Genomic DNA, 18,271 nt, shown 5'->3' with positions numbered 1-18,271 from the left:
ACGTTCTAGCGCATCAAGTCGTCTTCACTCCAGCCGAGGGCGGCGATATCGCCGCTCCGAAAGCGACTGTCGTCTGCGACGATGAATTCGTCGAGCTGTGGCGGGCGCACGCTCGTTCCCGCCAACATCGCGTGAACCTGACCGCGGTGATGTGTCTGGTGCTGGAACAGATGGTTCAAAACGTCTTCCATCCGCTCGCGCTGGATGCGTTCGGTGCGATGGATCTCGGTCACCGACGCCAGCTTTTCCGGGGTCGCCGCTTCGCAGAGTGCGACCAGCCGGCGATCGACTTTGGCCTGTTCGGTCGCAAGCGTTGCGATGTCGTCGAACGGCTCCTCGATGTCCCAGGCCGACGGCCCCAACGTGCCGCCTTCCAGCGCATCAACGTAAAACCAATCGACCGTCAGACTGTGGTTGAGCGTTGCCTTGATCGACGGAAAGAAACTTGCTCGAACAGCCTCGAACTCCCCGGGCATCAAGCGGCGGCAGGCGTCATGCAGCCGGTGGTTTGCGAGCGCGTTGTTGTAGGCGAGCTTGCGGGCGGTCCTGCACGGGTCGAACGTCGGCATCAGATAACTCCCATTCTTGACGGCGCCACCCGAATAGCTCCGCAAGCCTCAGTCGTCTTCCTGGAACAACCGAAACTGTGCGGCCTCGAGATCCTTGGGAGGCTGCATGCCGAGATGCTTCCAGGCCGTCGCGGTCAGGACGCGGCCGCGTGGAGTACGCTGGATGAAACCCTGCTGTATCATATAGGGCTCGATGATGTCCTCGATCGCATCGCGCGGCTCGGAAAGGCCTGCGGCGATGGTTTCGATACCGACGGGGCCGCCGCCGAAATTGACCGCGATCATGTTGAGATAACGCTTGTCGAGCTGATCGAGGCCCATATTGTCGACGAGGAGCCGTGTCAGCGCCTCGTCGGCGATCTCGCGGGTGACAGCCTCGGCCTTGGCCACTTCAGCAAAATCGCGCACCCGGCGCAGCAGGCGACCGGCAATGCGTGGCGTGCCGCGGGCTCGCCGGGCAATTTCGCGCGCGCCCTCGTCGGTCATGGGAAGGTTCATCAGGCGTGCGCCACGACGAACGATCAGCTCCAGTTCCTCGACGGTGTAGAAGCTCAGACGGACGGGAATGCCAAAGCGGTCACGCAGCGGCGTGGTCAGCAGGCCAAGGCGCGTTGTCGCGGCAACGAGGGTGAACTTCGACAGGTCGATCTTGACCGAGCGTGCTGCGGGGCCCTCGCCGATGATAAGGTCGAGCTGAAAATCCTCCATTGCGGGATAGAGAATTTCTTCGACAGCCGGGTTGAGCCGGTGGATTTCGTCGATGAAGAGCACGTCACGCTCTTCGAGATTGGTCAGGAGGGCCGCAAGATCGCCTGCCTTGGCGATCACCGGGCCGGAGGTCGAGCGGAAATTGACGCCAAGTTCCTTCGCCATGATCTGCGCGAGCGTCGTCTTGCCGAGCCCGGGTGGGCCGACGAAAAGCACGTGGTCGAGTGCTTCGCCACGGTTCTTCGCAGCCTCGATGAAGACCTTCAGGTTCGCGCGCGCCTCCGCCTGGCCGGTGAACTCGTCAAGCGATTGCGGCCGCAGCGTCACATCCAGGTCTTCGCCTCGCTTTTGCGAGGATATCAGGCGCGCGGCTTCACTCATGCTGGCATTTTCCCAATCTTCAAACGCTCGCGACCAATACACCAAGCGGGCGGCTTTGGCACCCGCCCGGGCAGATGGATCAGCGAGCCAATTCCTTCAACCCGAGCCGGATCAGCCTGGCGCTATCGGCGCCTTCACCGGCGGTCTTCATTGCTGCCGCAACGGCATTGGCAGCCTGATCACGCGAATAGCCGAGATTTGTCAGCGCGGATACCGCATCGGCAACGGGAGCCGCGGCAACACCTTCGCCGAGCTCCTGTTTGAGGCCGATGGTGCCGGAGGCTTCTCCCGCGAAGGCCGGCGCCTTGTTCTTGAGTTCGGTGACGATGCGCACGGCAACCTTGGGGCCAACACCCTGGGCACGCGAGACGGCCGTGCGATCCTGCAGCGCGATGGCGGTCGCAAGTTCGCTCGGCGGCAGCGTTGAAAGCACGGCGAGCGCCACCTTCGCACCGACGCCCTGAACGCTTTGCAGGAGGTTGAACCACTCCCGCTCCAGGGCAGTCATGAAGCCGAAGAGCTTCAGCTGGTCTTCACGAACGTAGGTTTCGATGAAAAGCACGCAGGCCTCGCCAACAGAGCCGAGCCGCGACAGGGTGCGGGCCGAGCAGAAGGCGACGTAGCAGATGCCGTGGACGTCGACGAGCACATAATCGTCGCCGATTTCATCGATGGTGCCTTTGAGCTTGCCGATCATAAATGGAAGTCCGTCAGGAATGGGTTTCAGGGGAGATGATGTCGAGCGAGGGGAAGTAGGCGCGATAGCGCTCGGCATCGCGTGTCAGCAGGCGGTGCGAACGCACCGATGCGTGCGCCCCGATCAGGAAGTCCGGCAGGGTTCGCTCGCGCAGGCCACCAGCTCGGCGATAGGCGAAATGGGCCATTCCAGCATGGTAGGCCGCGGAAAATGGCAAGGCCTCGCGGACCAGATTGAGACGCGCCAGCATGAACATCAGTTCGTCTTCGCTTGGCGCCATGCTCGCCAATTCGGCCCAGACGATCGGTGTCAGGATGAACCGTGCCTGCGGCCTGAGCCGCAGGATCATCTCGGAAGACCATTCCTTGAAACGTGTCTCCGGACCGAACACTTCGATGAAGACGTTGGTGTCAACGAGGACCGAGGTCATCGCGCGGTCCCCTAAGCCATTCGATATACTCGTCCGCAGTCATGCCACCGGTGTCGAACGTCCCCGAAACGCTTTTCAGCCAGGTTTCGAAGTCGGCCTCGGATACTGATCTGCCGTCGGCGACGACAACCAGCCTGGCGCCCTTGTCGTCGGCAATGAAATCCACTTCCGATCCAGGGCCGATGTTCAATCGGTCGCGGATGTCCTTTGGGATAGTCACCTGGCCTTTTTCAGTCACGCGCAATGGTAATACCTCTCCGGTATTACTTATCATGCAATGAGAACAAGTCAAGAACAGGTTATCCTGCAAGCGCTGCCTGCCGAATGCGACTGCTGCCGCGGTTGTGGGCGTGGCAGATGGCGATCGCGAGCGCGTCGGCGGCGTCGTCGCCCTTGAACTCGACCTTCGGCATCAGGATCTTCAGCATCATGTGGATCTGTTTCTTCTCGCCGTGGCCAACGCCGATCACGGCCTTCTTGACGGCGTTTGGAGCGTATTCTGCGACCGGCAATCCGGCACGGGCAGGCACCAGCATGGCAATACCGCGGGCCTGGCCGAGTTTCAGTGTCGCCACGGCATCCTTGTTGACGAAGGTTTGTTCGACTGCAGCCTCATCCGGCTTGTAGCTATGCACGACGTCCGCCAGGCCGTCGTGCAGTTGGCAAAGGCGCGAGGCGAGGTCCATGTCGCCGTCCGAGGTGACAGTCCCGGAAGCGACGAAGCGCAGGGAGTTGCCGAGCGTGTCGATAATTCCCCAACCGGTGCGGCGCAGGCCCGGATCAACGCCGATGATGCGAATCGTATTTTGCATGCTTCACCCTATTGCACTCGTGAAATAACTGCCATCGATAAGTGAACAAAACAAAAACATTGCTTGTTTTTGAGGGCGGCCGTTTACGGCAATTTAAGCTCCGTAGCCGAGTTTTGATCCATAAAATGTCAGAGGAGCTCCCTTCCTGAGAAGGCAAGGCTCCCGTGCTCTGTTTTCAGGTCAGTCGGCAGGGCGTTTCCGCGTCCTGCCGGTAAGGGCCGTTCCGGAAGGGTTCATCGTTCATGGTTCAGAGATTTCAATCCCTGTCCTTCAAGGTCATCGCCACCTTCATTCTGCTAACCGCACTGTCGATCGCGGTCATCAACGTCCTCGCTTACTTCGCCAGCAGCCGCATTTCCGGCGAACAGGCCCTCAAGGCAAAGGAAAGCGTCCTGATCTTCCGCGGCGACATGCTGCAGGATCAGCTTGAGCAGCTGGAAAACCAGGCGAACTCGATTGCGCGCATCGAAGCGCTGCAAATGTCGATCACAAGCCTGAAAAGCGGCTGGAAGACCATCGAGAAGACTTCGGGCGATGCTCGGGCCGAATTGAAGAAGGTGTTCATCACCAACAATCCGAACCCGGCCGACCACCGCGAGAAGCTGATGAAGCCGGAGGCGCCAAGCGGCTTCTACTATTCCAACCATGAGACGACGCAGGCCGAGGTGGCCCGTGATCTCGAGAACACCGCCTTCAGCGACCTGCTGATTGCCGATCTCGATGGCAACGTTCTCTACTCCTACCGAAAGAACGACGATTTCGCTGAAAATCTGAAGACCGACGCATGGAAGTCGACCGGCGCCGGTCTCGCCTTCGCCAAGGCCATCGAGAACACGGCCAAGGCGACAGACGATTCCGCGCCGACGGGCTTTTCCGGTCTTCGCGTCGACGCGGCGAGCGGCAAGTCGGCAATCTTCTACGCCGTGCCGATCGTCAAGCTTGGTGCCGCCAAGGGTGTCATGCTCTTTAAGGTGCGTGAGGACATCATCACCAGCATTCTCGCCAAGGGAATTGTCGCCGGCAGCACAGCACAGGCGGCGATCATCTCGGATGGCGGCGCAGCTATCGGCGTGAACGCCAGCGGCCAGCTCGTCACGCTCGATACCGCGCCTTTCACATTCGCCAAGGACGCGCTTTTGGCAAACGGCATGACGGTCGACGACTTCGATCGTGCCGATGGCTTGGCGCGGGCCTATGTCCGCGGCATCGATTATCAGGGTTCCCGCTTCCTCGTGGTGGAAAGCGTGCGGCTCAGCGAACTCAACGCCGGCTCTCTCGAAATCGCGACGCTGCTGACGATGATTGCTTTCGGTGTTCTCGTCGTCATGGCCGTGGCGACCTGGGTGATCACCAAGCGGCTCTTCTCGCCGCTTGCCCGCCTTGCCGGCGTCACCCGCGATGTCGCCGACGGCAACCTCGCGGTCGAGATCGGCAGCCAGAACCGCGGCGACGAGATCGGCACGATGGCGAAGGCACTGGCAAGGTTCAAGCAGTCGCTGGTTGAAAGCCGTGAACTGGAAGCCGCCAGCAACGAAACCCGGGCCCGCGCGGAGCGGGATCGCCAGCAGCACATGGCCGAGCGCGAGACGGAAGCCCGGACATTGCAGGAGGTCGTTCAAGCGGTCGACCAGGGCCTGCATCACCTTGCCAATGGCGATCTTGCCTATCAGATCGAGACCCGCTTCCCGAACGAGCTCGAAAGCCTGCGCATCAATTTCAACGAAGCGCTGGCTGCCCTTAGCGAAACGATGACGGCGATCGGCGGCAATTCCATGGCCGTGCGCTCGGGTTCGGAGGAAATGCGCACGGGCGCCGACGAACTGGCGGGCCGCACCGAGCGTCAGGCCGCCTCGATCACCGAGACTGCAAACGCAATCGATGCGATCACCCAGTCGGTCCGCGTTCAGATCGAGCGTGCCGAACAGGCAGAGCGCATCGCCCGCGATGCCAAGCGGGAGACGACCGGCTCCAGCCAGATCATGCGCGAGACGATTGCCGCTATGGAGGCGATCCAGGCCTCGTCGCGCCAGATCAACTCGATCATCGCCGTTATCGACGCGATTGCCTTCCAGACCAACCTTTTGGCTCTCAATGCCGGCGTCGAGGCAGCGCGTGCCGGCGAATCCGGCAAGGGCTTTGCTGTCGTTGCCATGGAAGTGCGCGAACTGGCGCAGCGTTCGTCGAGCGCTGCCAAGGAGATCGCGAGCCTGCTGCAGAAGTCGACGCGCGAGGTGGAAATGGGCGTATCTCTCGTCGAGCGTGCCGGCGACGCGCTGATGGGGATCGGCAGCCACGTCGAGGCGATCAACGGCCAGATCAGCGAGATCATGGAAACGACGCGCGAAGAGGCCGACACGTTGCGGCAGATAAACACGGCAGTGTCCGAGCTGGATGCGATGACGCAGCAGAACGCTGCAATGGTCGAGGAGACCACTGCAGCGATCCACCGGCTCGCCACCGAAGCTGTGGAGATGGACCGACAGCTGGCGAACTTCACGCTGACCCAGGGGCATCAGAGTGCCGAGGTGCACGTCCTGAGACGTCGGGCTTGAATACGCGCTCGGGAGATGAACGAGGGGGCCGGGAGACCGCCCCTTTTTCCTTTTCAGCTCGTTTGGAATGGGCGCAGTGCACACCTACATAGACCTGTCCTTCCAACTATCGACAGGCATCGCCATGGTTCCCTTATCCATCCTCGATCTCTCTCCTGTTTCAGAAGGCGGGACGATCCGCCAGTCGCTCGAGGGCTCCGCGCGCATGGCGCAGACGGCCGAAGCGTTCGGGTACAACCGCTTTTGGCTTGCCGAACATCATGGCATGCCGGGCATCGCCAGTGCGGCGACGGCCGTGGTGATCAGCCATGTCGGCGCGGCGACGAAGCGCATCCGTATCGGCTCCGGCGGTATCATGCTGCCGAACCATTCGCCGCTGGTCATTGCAGAGCAATTCGGAACGCTTGAGGCTCTGTTTCCGGGCCGAGTCGATCTCGGCCTTGGACGTGCGCCCGGCACCGATATGCGCACCGCACAGGCTCTGCGACGCAATCTCGACGCCGGGGCGCAGAGCTTTCCGAACGACGTCGTCGAGCTACAGCAGTTGCTCGGCGCGCCGATTGAGAATCAGGCGATCCTCGCTGTTCCAGGCATGAATTCCAACGTGCCGATCTGGCTGCTGGGCTCCAGTCTCTATAGTGCGCAACTCGCCGCGATGCTGGGGTTGCCCTATGCGTTCGCCTCGCATTTCGCACCGGACTCGCTACTTGATGCCATCGACATCTATCGCAGCCGCTTCAAGCCATCTGCCGTGCTCGACAAGCCCTATGTCATGGTCGGCGTCATGGGTTCTGTCGCCGCGACGGACGAGGAGGCGCAGTATCTTTTCACCTCCGCCCAGCAGCAGTTCGTCAATCTGCGCCGCAACGTCCGCGGCCAGTTTCCGCGTCCTGTCGAGGATATGGAGGGCTTCTGGTCGCCGATGGAGAAACTGACGGTGGAGCATACCCTGCGCTATGCCGTCGTCGGTTCGCAGAAGACGGCGGAGGCAAAGCTGACCGATTTCCTGGCCGAGACGGAAGCGGACGAAGTCATCATCTCCATGCCGATCCACGATATCGAGGCGAGATTGAAGTCGGTCGAACTGTTCGCCGGGCTCCGAAACTTCCTCCGCGCTGCGGCCTAATGTCGCGCATCGCGGGCGGTTCAGGCCCCACAGCCATTTGTGCGAATTGACTTAATGCAGCCGGACCATAGCTTTGCTTGATCACACATGTCGTTTGCACGGCGTAGTGGCGATACAAATGGGATGGACGGCGCACGCCGCAAATCGCGCGCCGTCGGTTTCGAGCAACCTTTGGAGGATGAGGCTTGCGATGCGTTACGATGGTCTTGCTGTTTTGATTTCACTGATCTGTCTTCCCACCTCGGCTGCCATCGCCCAAGAAGGCGATGCGGCGGCCGGGGAAACGGTATTTAAGAAGTGCGCGGTCTGTCACATTGCCGACAGCGACAAGAACAAGGTCGGACCGTCCTTGAACCACGTGTTCGGTCGAACTGCCGGGACGCATCCAAACTTTGCCTATTCACCGGCGATGAAGGCCGCGGGCACAGCCGGGTTGGTCTGGGATGAGGCGACGCTACGCGATTATCTTCACGACCCAAAGTTGAAGGTTAAGGGAACGAAGATGGTATTCGTCGGCCTGAAGGATGATGGCGAGATTACCAATCTGATTGCCTATCTCAAGCAATTCTCAAAATGAAATCAGCTTATTGCGGCCTCGCCGACTGATTTGGAGGCCTCACTCGTGGCATTGCCGTCATGCATCGTTTATGAGATAGTCGTAACGTAAGTGCCAACGGATTGCGGGTAATTTCCGCATGCGACGGCTTGGGAGGAACGCATGGTTGTCGTGCTGGTTCTCGTTCTGATCGTCATCGGGTCGGTGGCATTCCATCTGTTCAGCCCGTGGTGGTGGACTCCGATCGCCTCGAACTGGAACTACATCGACAATACCATCATCATCACCTTCTGGATCACCGGCATTGTCTTCGTGGCGGTGATCTCGTTCATGGCCTACTGCATCTATCGCTTCCGTCACCGGCCCGGCCACAAGGCGGCCTACGAGCCGGAGAACAAGCGCCTCGAATGGTGGCTTGCGGGAAGCACGGCCCTTGGCGTGGGGGCGATGCTGGCACCTGGCCTCGTCGTCTGGAACCAGTTCGTGACGGTTCCGCCGGACGCTGGCGAAATCGAAGTCGTCGGGCAGCAATGGCTTTGGAATTTCCGGCTGCCAGGCGCCGACGGCAAGCTCGGGAGAGCAGACAATCGGGCGGTTTCAGCCGACAATCCACTTGGCGTGATCAGGAACGATCCGGCAGGGCCCGACGATATCATCATTTCAGGGGGCGAACTGCATCTGCTGCTCGGCAAGCCGATCCGCGTTCACCTGCGCTCGGTCGATGTGCTGCATGATTTCTACGTTCCAGAGTTCCGGGCAAAGATGGACATGATCCCCGGTTCGGTCACCTATTTCTGGTTCACGCCGACGCGCACGGGCACGTTCGAAGTGCTGTGCGCGGAGCTTTGTGGCGTCGGACATCCACAGATGCGAGGGACGGTCGTTGTCGACGAGGCGGACGCCTATCAGGCGTGGCTTGCGCAGCAACAGACGTTCTCGCAGCTGATGGCAGCGGTTGAACCGGCCAAATAGGCCGGCGTTGCGGCCGGGGGAGCGGCCGTGGCGGGAGGAGGAAGGAAGGCATGCGATGGTTGATATTCCAACCGGTGCCGGCGACGTTATCCCGCCTGCCGAGGTGGCGGATGTCGAGCTCTATCATCCGAAGAGCTGGTGGACGAAGTACGTCTTCAGCCAGGATGCCAAGGTCATTGCCATCCAGTATTCCATGACGGCGTTCGCGATCGGCTTCGTGGCGCTGGTCCTGTCGTGGCTGATGCGCCTGCAGCTCGGCTTTCCCGGCTATTTCTCCTTCATCGACGCCGATCACTATTACCAGTTCATCACCATGCACGGGATGATCATGGTGATCTATCTGCTGACCGCGCTCTTCCTCGGCGGCTTCGGCAACTACCTCATCCCCTTGATGGTCGGCGCTCGCGACATGGTGTTTCCCTATGCGAACATGCTGAGCTATTGGCTCTACCTGCTCGCCGTCATCGTGCTTGTCGCCGGCTTTTTTGCGCCCGGAGGTCCGACAGGCGCCGGCTGGACGCTCTACCCGCCGCAGGCATTGACCTCCGGTACGCCGGGTGGGCGCGACTGGGGCATCATCCTGATGCTGTCTTCGCTGATCATCTTCATCATCGGCTTCACGATGGGCGGACTGAACTATGTCGTCACAGTGCTGCAGGGGCGGGCGCGCGGCATGACGCTGATGCGCATGCCATTGACCGTCTGGGGCATTTTCACCGCCACCGTCATGGCATTGCTCGCGTTCCCGGCACTGTTCGTCGCTGCAGTCATGATGCTGTTCGACAGGCTGCTCGGCACCAGCTTCTTCATGCCTGCCATCGTCGAGATGGGGGAGCAGCTGAAATCCGAGGGCGGCAGCCCGATCCTCTTCCAGCACCTCTTCTGGTTCTTCGGCCATCCGGAAGTCTATATCGTCGCGCTTCCGGCTTTCGGCATCGTCTCCGATCTGATCAGCACGCATGCCCGAAAGAATATCTTCGGCTACCGCATGATGGTGTGGGCGATCGTGATCATCGGGGCGCTGAGCTTCGTCGTCTGGGCACATCACATGTATGTCAGCGGCATGAACCCGAACTTCGGGTTCTTCTTCGCCACGACGACGCTGATCATAGCCGTGCCGACCGCGATCAAGGTCTATAACTGGGTGCTGACGCTGTGGCGGGGTGATATCCATTTGACCTTGCCGATGCTGTTTGCCATCGGCTTCATCGTAACCTTCGTCAATGGCGGCTTGACTGGGCTCTTTCTCGGCAATGTCGTGGTGGATGTGCCGCTGTCCGATACGATGTTCGTGGTTGCGCACTTCCACATGGTAATGGGTGTGGCTCCCATCATGGTGATCTTCGGCGCAATCTATCACTGGTACCCGAAGGTTACCGGGCGGATGCTCGACGAGGTTCTCGGGCGGATCCATTTCTGGGTTACTTTCATCGGCGCCTACGCGATCTTCTTCCCCATGCACTATGTAGGTCTTGTGGGCGTGCCGCGCCGCTATTTCGAGCTTGGCGACACGGTCTTCATTCCGCCTTCTGTGCATACGCTGAACATGTTCATTTCCGTCGCCGCGCTTGTTGTCGGCGCCGCTCAGCTGGTGTTCCTGTTCAATCTCGTCTGGAGCCTGTTGCGAGGTCGGGAGGCCGGCGGCAACCCGTGGCGGGCGACGACCCTCGAATGGCAGACGCCACAGACCCCGCCCGCCCATGGCAATTGGGGTAAGGACCTTCCGATCGTCTATCGCTGGGCCTACGACTACAGTGTCCCGGGTGCGGCCGAAGACTTCATACCCCAGAACCAGCCGCCAACGACCGGATTGTCGAGGGCGCCTTCATGAGCGTCGTTCTCGTCTTCCTCGCGGGAATAGCCGCGATCGTCATCTGGTGGATGTCGGGGCAAGGGTTGATGTCGAAGCCATGGATGGAGGTCGGCACGCTCGACGATATCCAAGGACCGGCGAAGCCGCCGATCCCCGCCGCCAAGATCGGCCTCGGCATTTTCCTCGCAGTTGTCGGCGCCCTCTTCTCCCTGTTGGCCAGCGCTTATCTTTCGCGAATGAGTGGTGCCGATTGGTGGGCGATCCCCGTTCCTCGGCTTCTCTTTGCGAATTCGGCGGTACTGATCGCCAGTTGTGCAGCTCTGCAATGGGCCGTGGTCGAAGCGCGCCGCGGCGCCGATGACGGCATGCGACTGGGGCTCGATGTGGCGCTGGCGACCGCGGTGCTGTTCCTCGCCGGGCAAATCGTGGCCTGGCTGCAGCTCGTTGCGGCGGGTTATGTGCTGGCCGATAACCCGGCGAACAGCTTCTTCTACATGCTGACCGGGTTGCACGGCCTCCACATTCTCGGTGGGCTGGCAGTGCTTGCGCGAACACGGGTGAGATCACTGGCCGGCAGCACCGCTCCATCCGCCAGGCTGCGCCTCGGCATCGAACTCTGCGCCACCTACTGGCACTTCATGCTCGTTGTGTGGCTCCTTCTCTTTGCGCTCTTCACCGGTTGGGCGAACGACTTCGTCGACCTCTGCCGCCAACTCGTTTCCTAAGGGGTGGATAATGGCCGAACTGACCCGAATGGACACCGAAGATGTAGCCCTCCCGCACGCCAGTGGGCTGCGTGGCGTTGCGGCCGACTTTGCCTCGGACCAGCGGGCGTTCAAGAATGTCTCCTGGGGCAAGGCCATGATGTGGATCTTCCTCCTCAGCGACACCTTCATCTTCGGCTGTTTCCTGCTGGCCTACATGACCGCCCGGATGTCAACGCCGGTTCCCTGGCCCAATCCAAGCGAGGTCTTTGCGCTCAATATCGGCGGGCAGGAGGTTCCGCTGATCCTGATCGCGATCATGACCTTCGTTCTGATCAGCAGCAGTGGCACGATGGCCATGGCCGTCAACTTCGGTTATCGCCGCGAGCGCGGGAAAACGGCTGCCTTGATGCTTCTGACCGCAATGCTTGGCGCCACATTTGTCGGAATGCAGGCCTTCGAATGGACAAAGCTCATCACCGAAGGCGTGCGACCTTGGGAAAACCCGTGGGGTGCGGCACAGTTCGGATCATCCTTCTTCATGATCACCGGTTTTCACGGAACGCATGTGACGTTCGGCGTGATCTTCCTGCTGATTACCGCGCGCAAGGTATGGCGCGGGGACTTCGATACGGGCAGGCGCGGCTTCTTCACAAGCCGCAAGGGCAATTATGAGGTCGTCGAGATCATGGGCCTCTACTGGCACTTCGTCGACCTCGTCTGGGTCTTCATCTTCGCGTTCTTTTATCTGTGGTGAGGTCGCATAATGGCACAGGCACAAGCGCATTCCGGTCAACAGCATCCGATCAGGCTTTACCTCGTCGTCTGGGGATTGCTTTTCGTCCTCAGCACCTTTTCCTATCTCGTCGATTATCTCGGCATTCAGGGCTATCTGCGCTGGACGCTCATCATCGTCTTCATGATGCTGAAGGCAGGGCTTATCGTTGCCATCTTCATGCATATGGCATGGGAGCGGTTGGCGCTTGTCTATGCGATATTGTTGCCGCCGCTGCTCGTTCTGGTCTTCGTGGCGATGATGGCGTCTGAGTCGCACTACACGATCTTCACCCGGCTTGCCTTCCTCGGCGGCGCCGGTTCCTGACCGGTGCCCCGGGAACAGGCCTGCCGCATTTTCCTGTCGATAAAGTGAGAGACGCCGGCTTGGACAGGTCGCAAAGGCGGTTGCGTCGATGGACGCCACCCCGCATAAGACACGGGGCGGCGTTGATCCAGCTGCCTCAGTTGCCACCGGCGGCGATTGCGCGCTGCAGATCGTCGCGTGCCTCACAGCCGCCTGGGCAGAGCCGCGTCAGCTCAGTAAGCTGTTGGCGGGCATGCGCCATGTCGCCGGTCTCGATATAGAGCTCGCCGAGATACTCACGGGCCGCGCGGTGGTCCGGCTGAAGCTCCAGCGCCTTGGTGTAATAGGTAAGCGACGTCCGGTAGTCGCCGGTCTTTCTGAGCGTAAATCCCATCAGATTGTAGATATCTGCCTGGGGACTGCCTTGCGCCAGCCCGCGCAGCTCGGCAAGCGCCCCGGCATAGTTTTTCGCGGCGATCTTGGCGCGCACGCCGGTCAGATCCGGCGCCTCCGTCGTCTCCACATTGTCGACCGCGTGCGCGGGTAGGGCGGCGGCAACCGGTGCCGCGACAGCGATGGCGAGGCCGAGAAGGATATGCTTCATCACGATGTCAGCTCCTTGCGTTTTCAGGCTTGCAGCGTGGGTGTGAAGACATAGGCGTTGCCATCCTTCACGAAGGTCCCGGAACCCGGGAATGGGAAATGCGAACCGCAGATTTTGATGTTGTCGGCGATCACGCGGTCGATGAGCTTGCGGCGGCTTCCGACAGCCATCGGCCCGTCCTGGTCGTAAGTGCCCTGCCATTCGGGATGCGGCGCGAGCAGCGCCGGCACGTACATGGTATCGGCTGACACCATCAGCTGTTCGTTGCCGCCGTCGACCAGGAACGCGGAATGGCCGGGCGTATGGCCGGGTACTGCAATCAGGCGGATACCAGGCGCGGCCTCCGCGCCGTCCTGCACCTGCCGCCAGTTCTTCCAGGTCGGGAAGACTTGGGCGATGCGCTTGCCCGCCTCCTTGCGCGCCGGCGCCAGCTTGTCGACGCGGCCGGGCTCGGTCCACCAGTTGTATTCGTCGGCATTGACGATCAGCTCCGCATCCCGGAAGACCGGTGCGTTCGTGCCCTTCTCCATCAGGCCCCAGACGTGATCCGGATGGAAATGGGAGATGATGACCGTGCCTATCTTTCGGTAGTCGATGCCGGCCGCTGCCATATTGGCCGGCAGATGCGTGGCGTTCGCCTGCCATTGACCGATGCCGGAGCCCGCATCCATCATGATCAGCCGGTCGCCCGTCTTGAGCACGACGACGGTGAGCGGGATGGGCATGAACTCCGTGGTGAGGCCCGCTTTCGCGAGCGCTTCCTGAGTGTCCTCGATCGAGGCGTTCTTGATGAAGGCTGGGTCGTGGGGCTTGCGCCAGATGCCGTCATAGATGGCGGTAACTTCCACGTTTCCGATCTTGTAGCGGTAGAAGCCGACGGCGGGCTCGAGCGACGTCTCGGCAAGCGCCGGGCGCCATGAATTCCAGTTTCGACGACAGGCCGAAAGCCGCAGCGGCGGCAGCCGTTCCAAGAACGGTGCGACGTGACATGACCAACATTGCGATCACTCCCTTGATGGCGCGGCAGACAAAATCCGCCGCTGCCGAACAAGAGCGGCGACGCCCGGCAGTTATTCCCTGTAGCGCGAAAGATTCTTGCAACTGATTGAAAAAGAAGAGATAATTCCTACCCGCTCGGAAGTATCCCGCCAGAACGATGCCGCCACCCGCCGACCCGACGCGGCGCTCCAAAAAAATCGATGCACGGCGGAATAAACAGCGGCCGAGGATGATCAAGAAGACAACGCGACATTGCGCGTGCTGCCGGCGGAGGCATAGGATCCGAGGGGGAACCGAGGAGAAGGAATGACAGGCATCCGCAGTCTTTCGCCCGTTTTCTTCGACGTCCGGCCATGGATACTGGCCGTGCGCGACCTGTTCTTTGGGGCCGTTGCCACGGGTGCCGGGCGAAACCCCGCCCGGGACCGGACGGCGGTCAAGTCGGGCGGAATGTCGGGAAACATCCTTCTCATTGTGCGGCCGGAGCAGCCGCCAGCCGTGTGCAGCCGCGCGTCGGCTGAGACTGCCCGTCGCTTCCACGAAACGATCGTCCCGTATCTCGACGCCTCCTATAATTTCGCATGTTTTCTCAGCCGCGACGCCGAAGCCGCACAGGACATCGTGCAGGAGGCGTTTTTGCGCGCCTATCGGCATTTCGACGGTTATCGCGGCGGCGATCCACGCGCCTGGCTCTTCAGTATCGTCAGGAACTGCTATCGCGCCTGGTGGCACGACTACCGCCGCAAGGCGCATTTCGAGCAGCCGCTGCCGGACGATACGGCGGGTGAAGACGACCCGCCGGCTTCGCGCGACATCGCGTCCGACGAAGACACGCCGGAAATGGCGATGATCCACAAGAGCGATGCCGAGCGCGTCCGCGCCGTCATCCACGGCCTTCCCGCTGCAATGCGTGAAATCTTAGTGCTGCGCGAGCTGGAGGACCTCTCCTACCGCCAGATCGCCGACATCATCGATGCGCCGATCGGCACCGTCATGTCGCGTCTTGCCCGCGCACGCGACGAATTCGGCAAGGCCTGGCGCCTGATCGATCCCAACGAGGCGACGCCATGACCGCGGCAAACCAGACCCATCGCCCCGAATGGAGCGCCATGCTGCATGGCTTCATCGACGGAGAGCTCGATTCAGCGCACGCGGCGGAAGTCGAGGCGCACCTCGCTACCTGCCCCGATTGCGCTGGCGAGGTCAAACGCCTGCGCGCCGTGCGCGGCGCGATCGGCCGCGACGGCGTCCGCTGGCAGGCTCCCGAGGCACTCAGGGCGCGCATACTGGCGATGGTCGGGCGCGAGAGTGCGGCCGCCATGCCCCTGCCTCCCGAACAGGCGCGACGGCACCTCCTTGGCTTCATTCAGCGCTGGAGCCTGGTGCCCTCGCTTGCGGCGCTGGCGGCAAGCGCCTTTCTCTTCGTGAACGTGCCGCGTCAGGATCTTTCGATCCAGGACCAGCTGTTGGCAAGCCACGTGCGCTCGCTGCTGGCCGACCACCTGACCGACGTCGAAACCTCCGACCAGCATACGGTCAAGCCCTGGTTCAACGGCAAGCTCGACTTCTCACCGCCGGTGGTCGATCTGGCGGCAGAGGGTTTTGCGCTGGTCGGCGGCCGCGTCGACTATGTCGGCGGCCGCGTCGTCGCAGCCTTGATCTACCGACGGCACGGACACGTCATCAACGTCTTCGTCTGGCCCGGCCCGCCCGCCGCTCGCACGACGGCACTTCGCGACGGCTACAATATCGAGGAGTGGTCGGCCGGTGGGTTGCTGTTTTCGGCTGTGTCAGACGTCAACGCCACCGATTTGACCGCCTTCCGCGACAGTTTTACCCGCGCGGCGGGCATCTGAGGACAAGAAAAAACCCGGCACGAGAGGGCGGCCGGGCTTCTTGGAATCTGCAGATTGCTGAAGAAATCAGGCCGAAAGCTTGGCAAGAACTTCTTCGGAGACTTCGAAGTTGGAGTAGACGTTCTGGACGTCGTCATCGTCTTCGAGGCTGTCGATGAGCTTCAGCAGCGATTGAGCTCTCTCTTCGTCGACCGGCACATTGTTCTGGGCGCGCCAGACCGACTTGACGGTTTCCGCTTCGCCGAGCGTCGCTTCCAGTGCCTTGGCAACTTCGCCGAGGGATTCGAAGGAACAGGTGATGTAGTGGCCGTCATCATCGGTCTCGACGTCGTCGGCACCAGCTTCGATGGCTGCTTCCATCATCTTGTCGGCATCGCCTGCCGACAGCTTGTAGGTGATCTCGCCGACGTGGTCGAAGGAGAAGGAGACCGAGCCGGTTTCGCCGAGTGCGCCGCCGGCCTTGGTGAAGATCGAGCGGACGTTGGAAGCGGTGCGGTTGCGGTTGTCGGTGAGCGCCTCGACGATGATCGCCGTGCCGCCCGGGCCGTAGCCCTCGTAGCGGACTTCATCGTAGTTCTCGCCGTCGGCACCGGCGGCCTTCTTGATGGCACGGTCGATGTTGTCCTTCGGCATGGACTGGGCCTTGGCGTTCTGGATCGCCAGGCGCAGGCGGGCGTTCATCGAAGGATCAGGCAAGCCAGCCTTGGCGGCAACGGTGATTTCGCGCGCAAGCTTGGAGAACATTTTCGATCGCACGGAATCCTGACGGCCCTTGCGATGCATGATGTTTTTAAACTGTGAATGGCCAGCCATGGCACCCCTGTTCACGTCTCATTGTCGGAATGGGCCGCCTTATAAGAGCGAAATGGGCCGTATTCAAGGGAAAACGGCTTCATTCTCCGGGGGACCCGCTCGTCCGGAATTACGGAACAAAGCCCCGAAGCTGGCGTTTCAAAATACGGACCCTTGAAACGGAAGGAAGTGCTATGGCTAGTTTCGACGAGGCGCGGAAACACCCCGCACGTCAGCTCTGGGATCAGGTCAACGACATTCATGCCGGCATGCTCGGCGTGGACGGAGCGGACATGCATATGCAGCCAATGGCGCCACATGCCGATCCGAAGACCAATACGATCTGGTTCTACTCGAAATCGGACGCAGAAATCGCCCGTGCCATCAAGCCGGGCACCAGGGCACATTTCTGCGTCGTCGGAAAGCATCACGACTATCACGCTTGCCTTGCCGGCAAGATCGAGGTGCGGTCCGATCCGTCGAAGATCAATGAGTATTGGGATTCCGTCGTCGCCGCCTGGTATGAGGACGGCAAGAAGGATCCGAAGCTGACGATGCTCGTGATGCATGTTGACGACGCAGAGATCTGGGTCTCTACCGGCAGTAAGCTCAAATTTGGTTGGGAGATTGCCAAGGCCAATCTCGATGATGACAAGATGCCCGATGTCGGCATCCGGCAGCATCTGCAATTCGCTTGAGAATGAAATAGACCCGGCGCCTTCCGGGTCCTTTACTGCATGCCTTTGGCGACGTAGATCAATGGCTTCTTCGGCAATGTCCCTAGCGACACGGTGATCGTGTTCGTCGGTGCGTAGCTGATATCGAAATCGGGTCCGAACATCGACAGGAAACTTTGCAGCGGCCTCGGCTGGTGCATCGGCAGGATGAGAGAGGCGCGCAGGCGCTTGATGACTCGACTCATGCTGTCCGAGCCCATCGTCAGGCCGCCGTCGACGGGAACCATGACGACATCAAGCCGGCCGATCTCGGCATAGTGCGCTTCCGTCAACTCATAATGAAGGTGGCCGAGATGGCCGATGCAGAGCCCGGCAATCTCGAAGATAAAGATTGAATTGCCGTCCGTCTGCGGCGCACCGAAGCCGCCTCTGATATCCGTTGTGACGTTGCGGATGTAGGTGTCGCCCACCACCAGGTTTACCTTCGCCCTTTCCCCCGGCACGTCGCTCCATCCGTGCAGGACGTGTTGAATGCCAGGGTCGGTCGCCAGCGTATAATGCGAGGAATGGGCGCGGTTCATGGTGACGACCATCGGCACGTGCGGCGGCGAATACCAGCCGCTATAGTCGGTCGCGATGGTTACGCCGCCCGGCGTTTCGATAAGGAAGGTGGAATGTCCGATGTAGGTCAGCGTGACCGATTGGCCGGTAGCGCCGGCGCCAACGATCGGTGCTGGACCTGTGACGCTGGCAAAGGTCGCTTGCGGGATCGATTGGGCGATGGCCTGGCACTGGCTGACGTTTTTTCGTTCTTCTTGGGCGACGGCCGCTTCGGCCGCGATCAGGACCATCAGGCAGGCGATTGCGAAGACAAGAAAACGTGGCGTCATGCCACTCCTCCGGCGCTTTCACGGGTCGTTGGGAGGATGCGGCAAGCCGCCG

Annotated in this window: 20 protein-coding genes and 1 pseudogene; 11 read left to right on the top strand and 10 right to left on the bottom strand. The window is 61.1% G+C overall.

The window, feature by feature from the left end:
* Positions 1-5 precede the first annotated feature (5 nt).
* The 6 genes from WGT02_RS18385 to ruvC all read right to left on the bottom strand — a co-directional run bounded on the left by WGT02_RS18385 (position 6) and on the right by ruvC (position 3,597).
* The gene (locus WGT02_RS18385) at positions 6-569 is read right to left on the bottom strand and encodes a DinB family protein (RefSeq protein ID WP_024315389.1); all 564 of its coding nucleotides are present in this window, start codon (positions 567-569) and stop codon (positions 6-8) included.
* 48 nt (positions 570-617) lie between these two features.
* On the bottom strand, positions 618-1,658 hold the full coding sequence (gene ruvB / locus WGT02_RS18380; protein WP_024315390.1) for a Holliday junction branch migration DNA helicase RuvB: 1,041 nt from the start codon (positions 1,656-1,658) through the stop codon (positions 618-620).
* Positions 1,659-1,737: 79 nt separating this feature from the next.
* Positions 1,738-2,355: a Holliday junction branch migration protein RuvA gene (ruvA, locus tag WGT02_RS18375; protein ID WP_024315391.1), complete on the bottom strand. Its 618-nt coding sequence runs from the start codon at positions 2,353-2,355 to the stop codon at positions 1,738-1,740.
* Between the two features lie 13 nt (positions 2,356-2,368).
* A complete protein-coding gene (locus WGT02_RS18370; protein WP_208249728.1) occupies positions 2,369-2,785 on the bottom strand; it encodes a type II toxin-antitoxin system VapC family toxin in 417 nt (138 codons plus the stop codon).
* Positions 2,766-3,029, bottom strand: a complete 264-nt coding sequence (locus WGT02_RS18365) for an AbrB/MazE/SpoVT family DNA-binding domain-containing protein (protein WP_024315393.1) — start codon at positions 3,027-3,029, stop codon at positions 2,766-2,768. The genes WGT02_RS18370 and WGT02_RS18365 overlap by 20 nt, the downstream gene beginning before the upstream one ends.
* Before the next feature lie 55 nt (positions 3,030-3,084).
* Complete coding sequence (gene ruvC / locus WGT02_RS18360) at positions 3,085-3,597, bottom strand: crossover junction endodeoxyribonuclease RuvC (RefSeq protein WP_072378081.1); 513 nt, start codon at positions 3,595-3,597, stop codon at positions 3,085-3,087.
* A gap of 242 nt (positions 3,598-3,839) precedes the next feature.
* Here ruvC and WGT02_RS18355 point away from each other — a divergent pair, with 242 nt between their 5' ends.
* The 8 genes from WGT02_RS18355 (at position 3,840) to WGT02_RS18320 (ending at position 12,422) form a co-directional block, all read left to right on the top strand.
* On the top strand, positions 3,840-6,149 hold the full coding sequence (locus WGT02_RS18355; protein ID WP_208249730.1) for a methyl-accepting chemotaxis protein: 2,310 nt from the start codon (positions 3,840-3,842) through the stop codon (positions 6,147-6,149).
* 124 nt (positions 6,150-6,273) lie between these two features.
* Positions 6,274-7,275 carry an LLM class flavin-dependent oxidoreductase gene (locus WGT02_RS18350; RefSeq protein WP_208250562.1) on the top strand — a complete coding sequence of 334 codons (1,002 nt, stop codon included), beginning with the start codon at positions 6,274-6,276 and terminating at the stop codon, positions 7,273-7,275.
* A 190-nt stretch (positions 7,276-7,465) separates the two neighbouring features.
* Positions 7,466-7,852: a cytochrome c family protein gene (locus WGT02_RS18345; protein WP_024315397.1), complete on the top strand. Its 387-nt coding sequence runs from the start codon at positions 7,466-7,468 to the stop codon at positions 7,850-7,852.
* A gap of 141 nt (positions 7,853-7,993) precedes the next feature.
* A complete protein-coding gene (locus WGT02_RS18340; RefSeq protein WP_024315398.1) occupies positions 7,994-8,803 on the top strand; it encodes a cytochrome c oxidase subunit II in 810 nt (269 codons plus the stop codon).
* 55 nt (positions 8,804-8,858) lie between these two features.
* Positions 8,859-10,634, top strand: a complete 1,776-nt coding sequence (gene ctaD, locus WGT02_RS18335; RefSeq protein WP_024315399.1) for a cytochrome c oxidase subunit I — start codon at positions 8,859-8,861, stop codon at positions 10,632-10,634.
* Positions 10,631-11,341 carry a cytochrome c oxidase subunit 3 gene (locus tag WGT02_RS18330; protein WP_208249733.1) on the top strand — a complete coding sequence of 237 codons (711 nt, stop codon included), beginning with the start codon at positions 10,631-10,633 and terminating at the stop codon, positions 11,339-11,341. The genes ctaD and WGT02_RS18330 overlap by 4 nt, the downstream gene beginning before the upstream one ends.
* Before the next feature lie 10 nt (positions 11,342-11,351).
* Positions 11,352-12,077, top strand: a complete 726-nt coding sequence (locus WGT02_RS18325) for a heme-copper oxidase subunit III family protein (RefSeq protein WP_024315401.1) — start codon at positions 11,352-11,354, stop codon at positions 12,075-12,077.
* 9 nt (positions 12,078-12,086) lie between these two features.
* On the top strand, positions 12,087-12,422 hold the full coding sequence (locus tag WGT02_RS18320; protein ID WP_024315402.1) for a cytochrome C oxidase subunit IV family protein: 336 nt from the start codon (positions 12,087-12,089) through the stop codon (positions 12,420-12,422).
* Positions 12,423-12,558: 136 nt separating this feature from the next.
* Here the strand turns inward: WGT02_RS18320 and WGT02_RS18315 are convergent, their stop codons facing one another.
* Together WGT02_RS18315 and WGT02_RS18310 are read right to left on the bottom strand one after the other, a co-directional pair.
* A complete protein-coding gene (locus WGT02_RS18315; protein ID WP_208250563.1) occupies positions 12,559-13,005 on the bottom strand; it encodes a tetratricopeptide repeat protein in 447 nt (148 codons plus the stop codon).
* Positions 13,006-13,028: 23 nt separating this feature from the next.
* Positions 13,029-14,004 (bottom strand): annotated as a pseudogene (locus tag WGT02_RS18310) (MBL fold metallo-hydrolase).
* 306 nt (positions 14,005-14,310) lie between these two features.
* On the opposite strand from WGT02_RS18310, the gene WGT02_RS18305 reads away from it, so the two are divergent.
* Both WGT02_RS18305 and WGT02_RS18300 read left to right on the top strand, forming a co-directional pair.
* Complete coding sequence (locus WGT02_RS18305; RefSeq protein ID WP_024315405.1) at positions 14,311-15,075, top strand: sigma-70 family RNA polymerase sigma factor; 765 nt, start codon at positions 14,311-14,313, stop codon at positions 15,073-15,075.
* Complete coding sequence (locus WGT02_RS18300) at positions 15,072-15,860, top strand: anti-sigma factor (RefSeq protein WP_024315406.1); 789 nt, start codon at positions 15,072-15,074, stop codon at positions 15,858-15,860. Before WGT02_RS18305 ends, WGT02_RS18300 begins: the two co-directional genes overlap by 4 nt.
* A 66-nt stretch (positions 15,861-15,926) precedes the next feature.
* Here the strand turns inward: WGT02_RS18300 and WGT02_RS18295 are convergent, their stop codons facing one another.
* Positions 15,927-16,673, bottom strand: a complete 747-nt coding sequence (locus WGT02_RS18295; protein ID WP_024315407.1) for a YebC/PmpR family DNA-binding transcriptional regulator — start codon at positions 16,671-16,673, stop codon at positions 15,927-15,929.
* A 173-nt stretch (positions 16,674-16,846) separates the two neighbouring features.
* Between WGT02_RS18295 and WGT02_RS18290 the strand changes: the two genes are divergently transcribed.
* On the top strand, positions 16,847-17,350 hold the full coding sequence (locus WGT02_RS18290; RefSeq protein ID WP_024315408.1) for a pyridoxamine 5'-phosphate oxidase family protein: 504 nt from the start codon (positions 16,847-16,849) through the stop codon (positions 17,348-17,350).
* A gap of 32 nt (positions 17,351-17,382) precedes the next feature.
* On the opposite strand, the gene WGT02_RS18285 is transcribed toward WGT02_RS18290, so the two are convergent.
* The gene (locus WGT02_RS18285) at positions 17,383-18,219 is read right to left on the bottom strand and encodes an MBL fold metallo-hydrolase (RefSeq protein WP_024315409.1); all 837 of its coding nucleotides are present in this window, start codon (positions 18,217-18,219) and stop codon (positions 17,383-17,385) included.
* Positions 18,220-18,271: the final 52 nt, after the last annotated feature.

Origin of the sequence: Rhizobium sp. T1470 (assembly GCF_042140505.1) — a bacterium.
Lineage (GTDB): Bacteria > Pseudomonadota > Alphaproteobacteria > Rhizobiales > Rhizobiaceae > Rhizobium > Rhizobium favelukesii.
The sequence above is the reverse complement of the archived record's forward strand: the minus strand, read 5'-3'. Positions and strand labels throughout refer to the sequence as shown.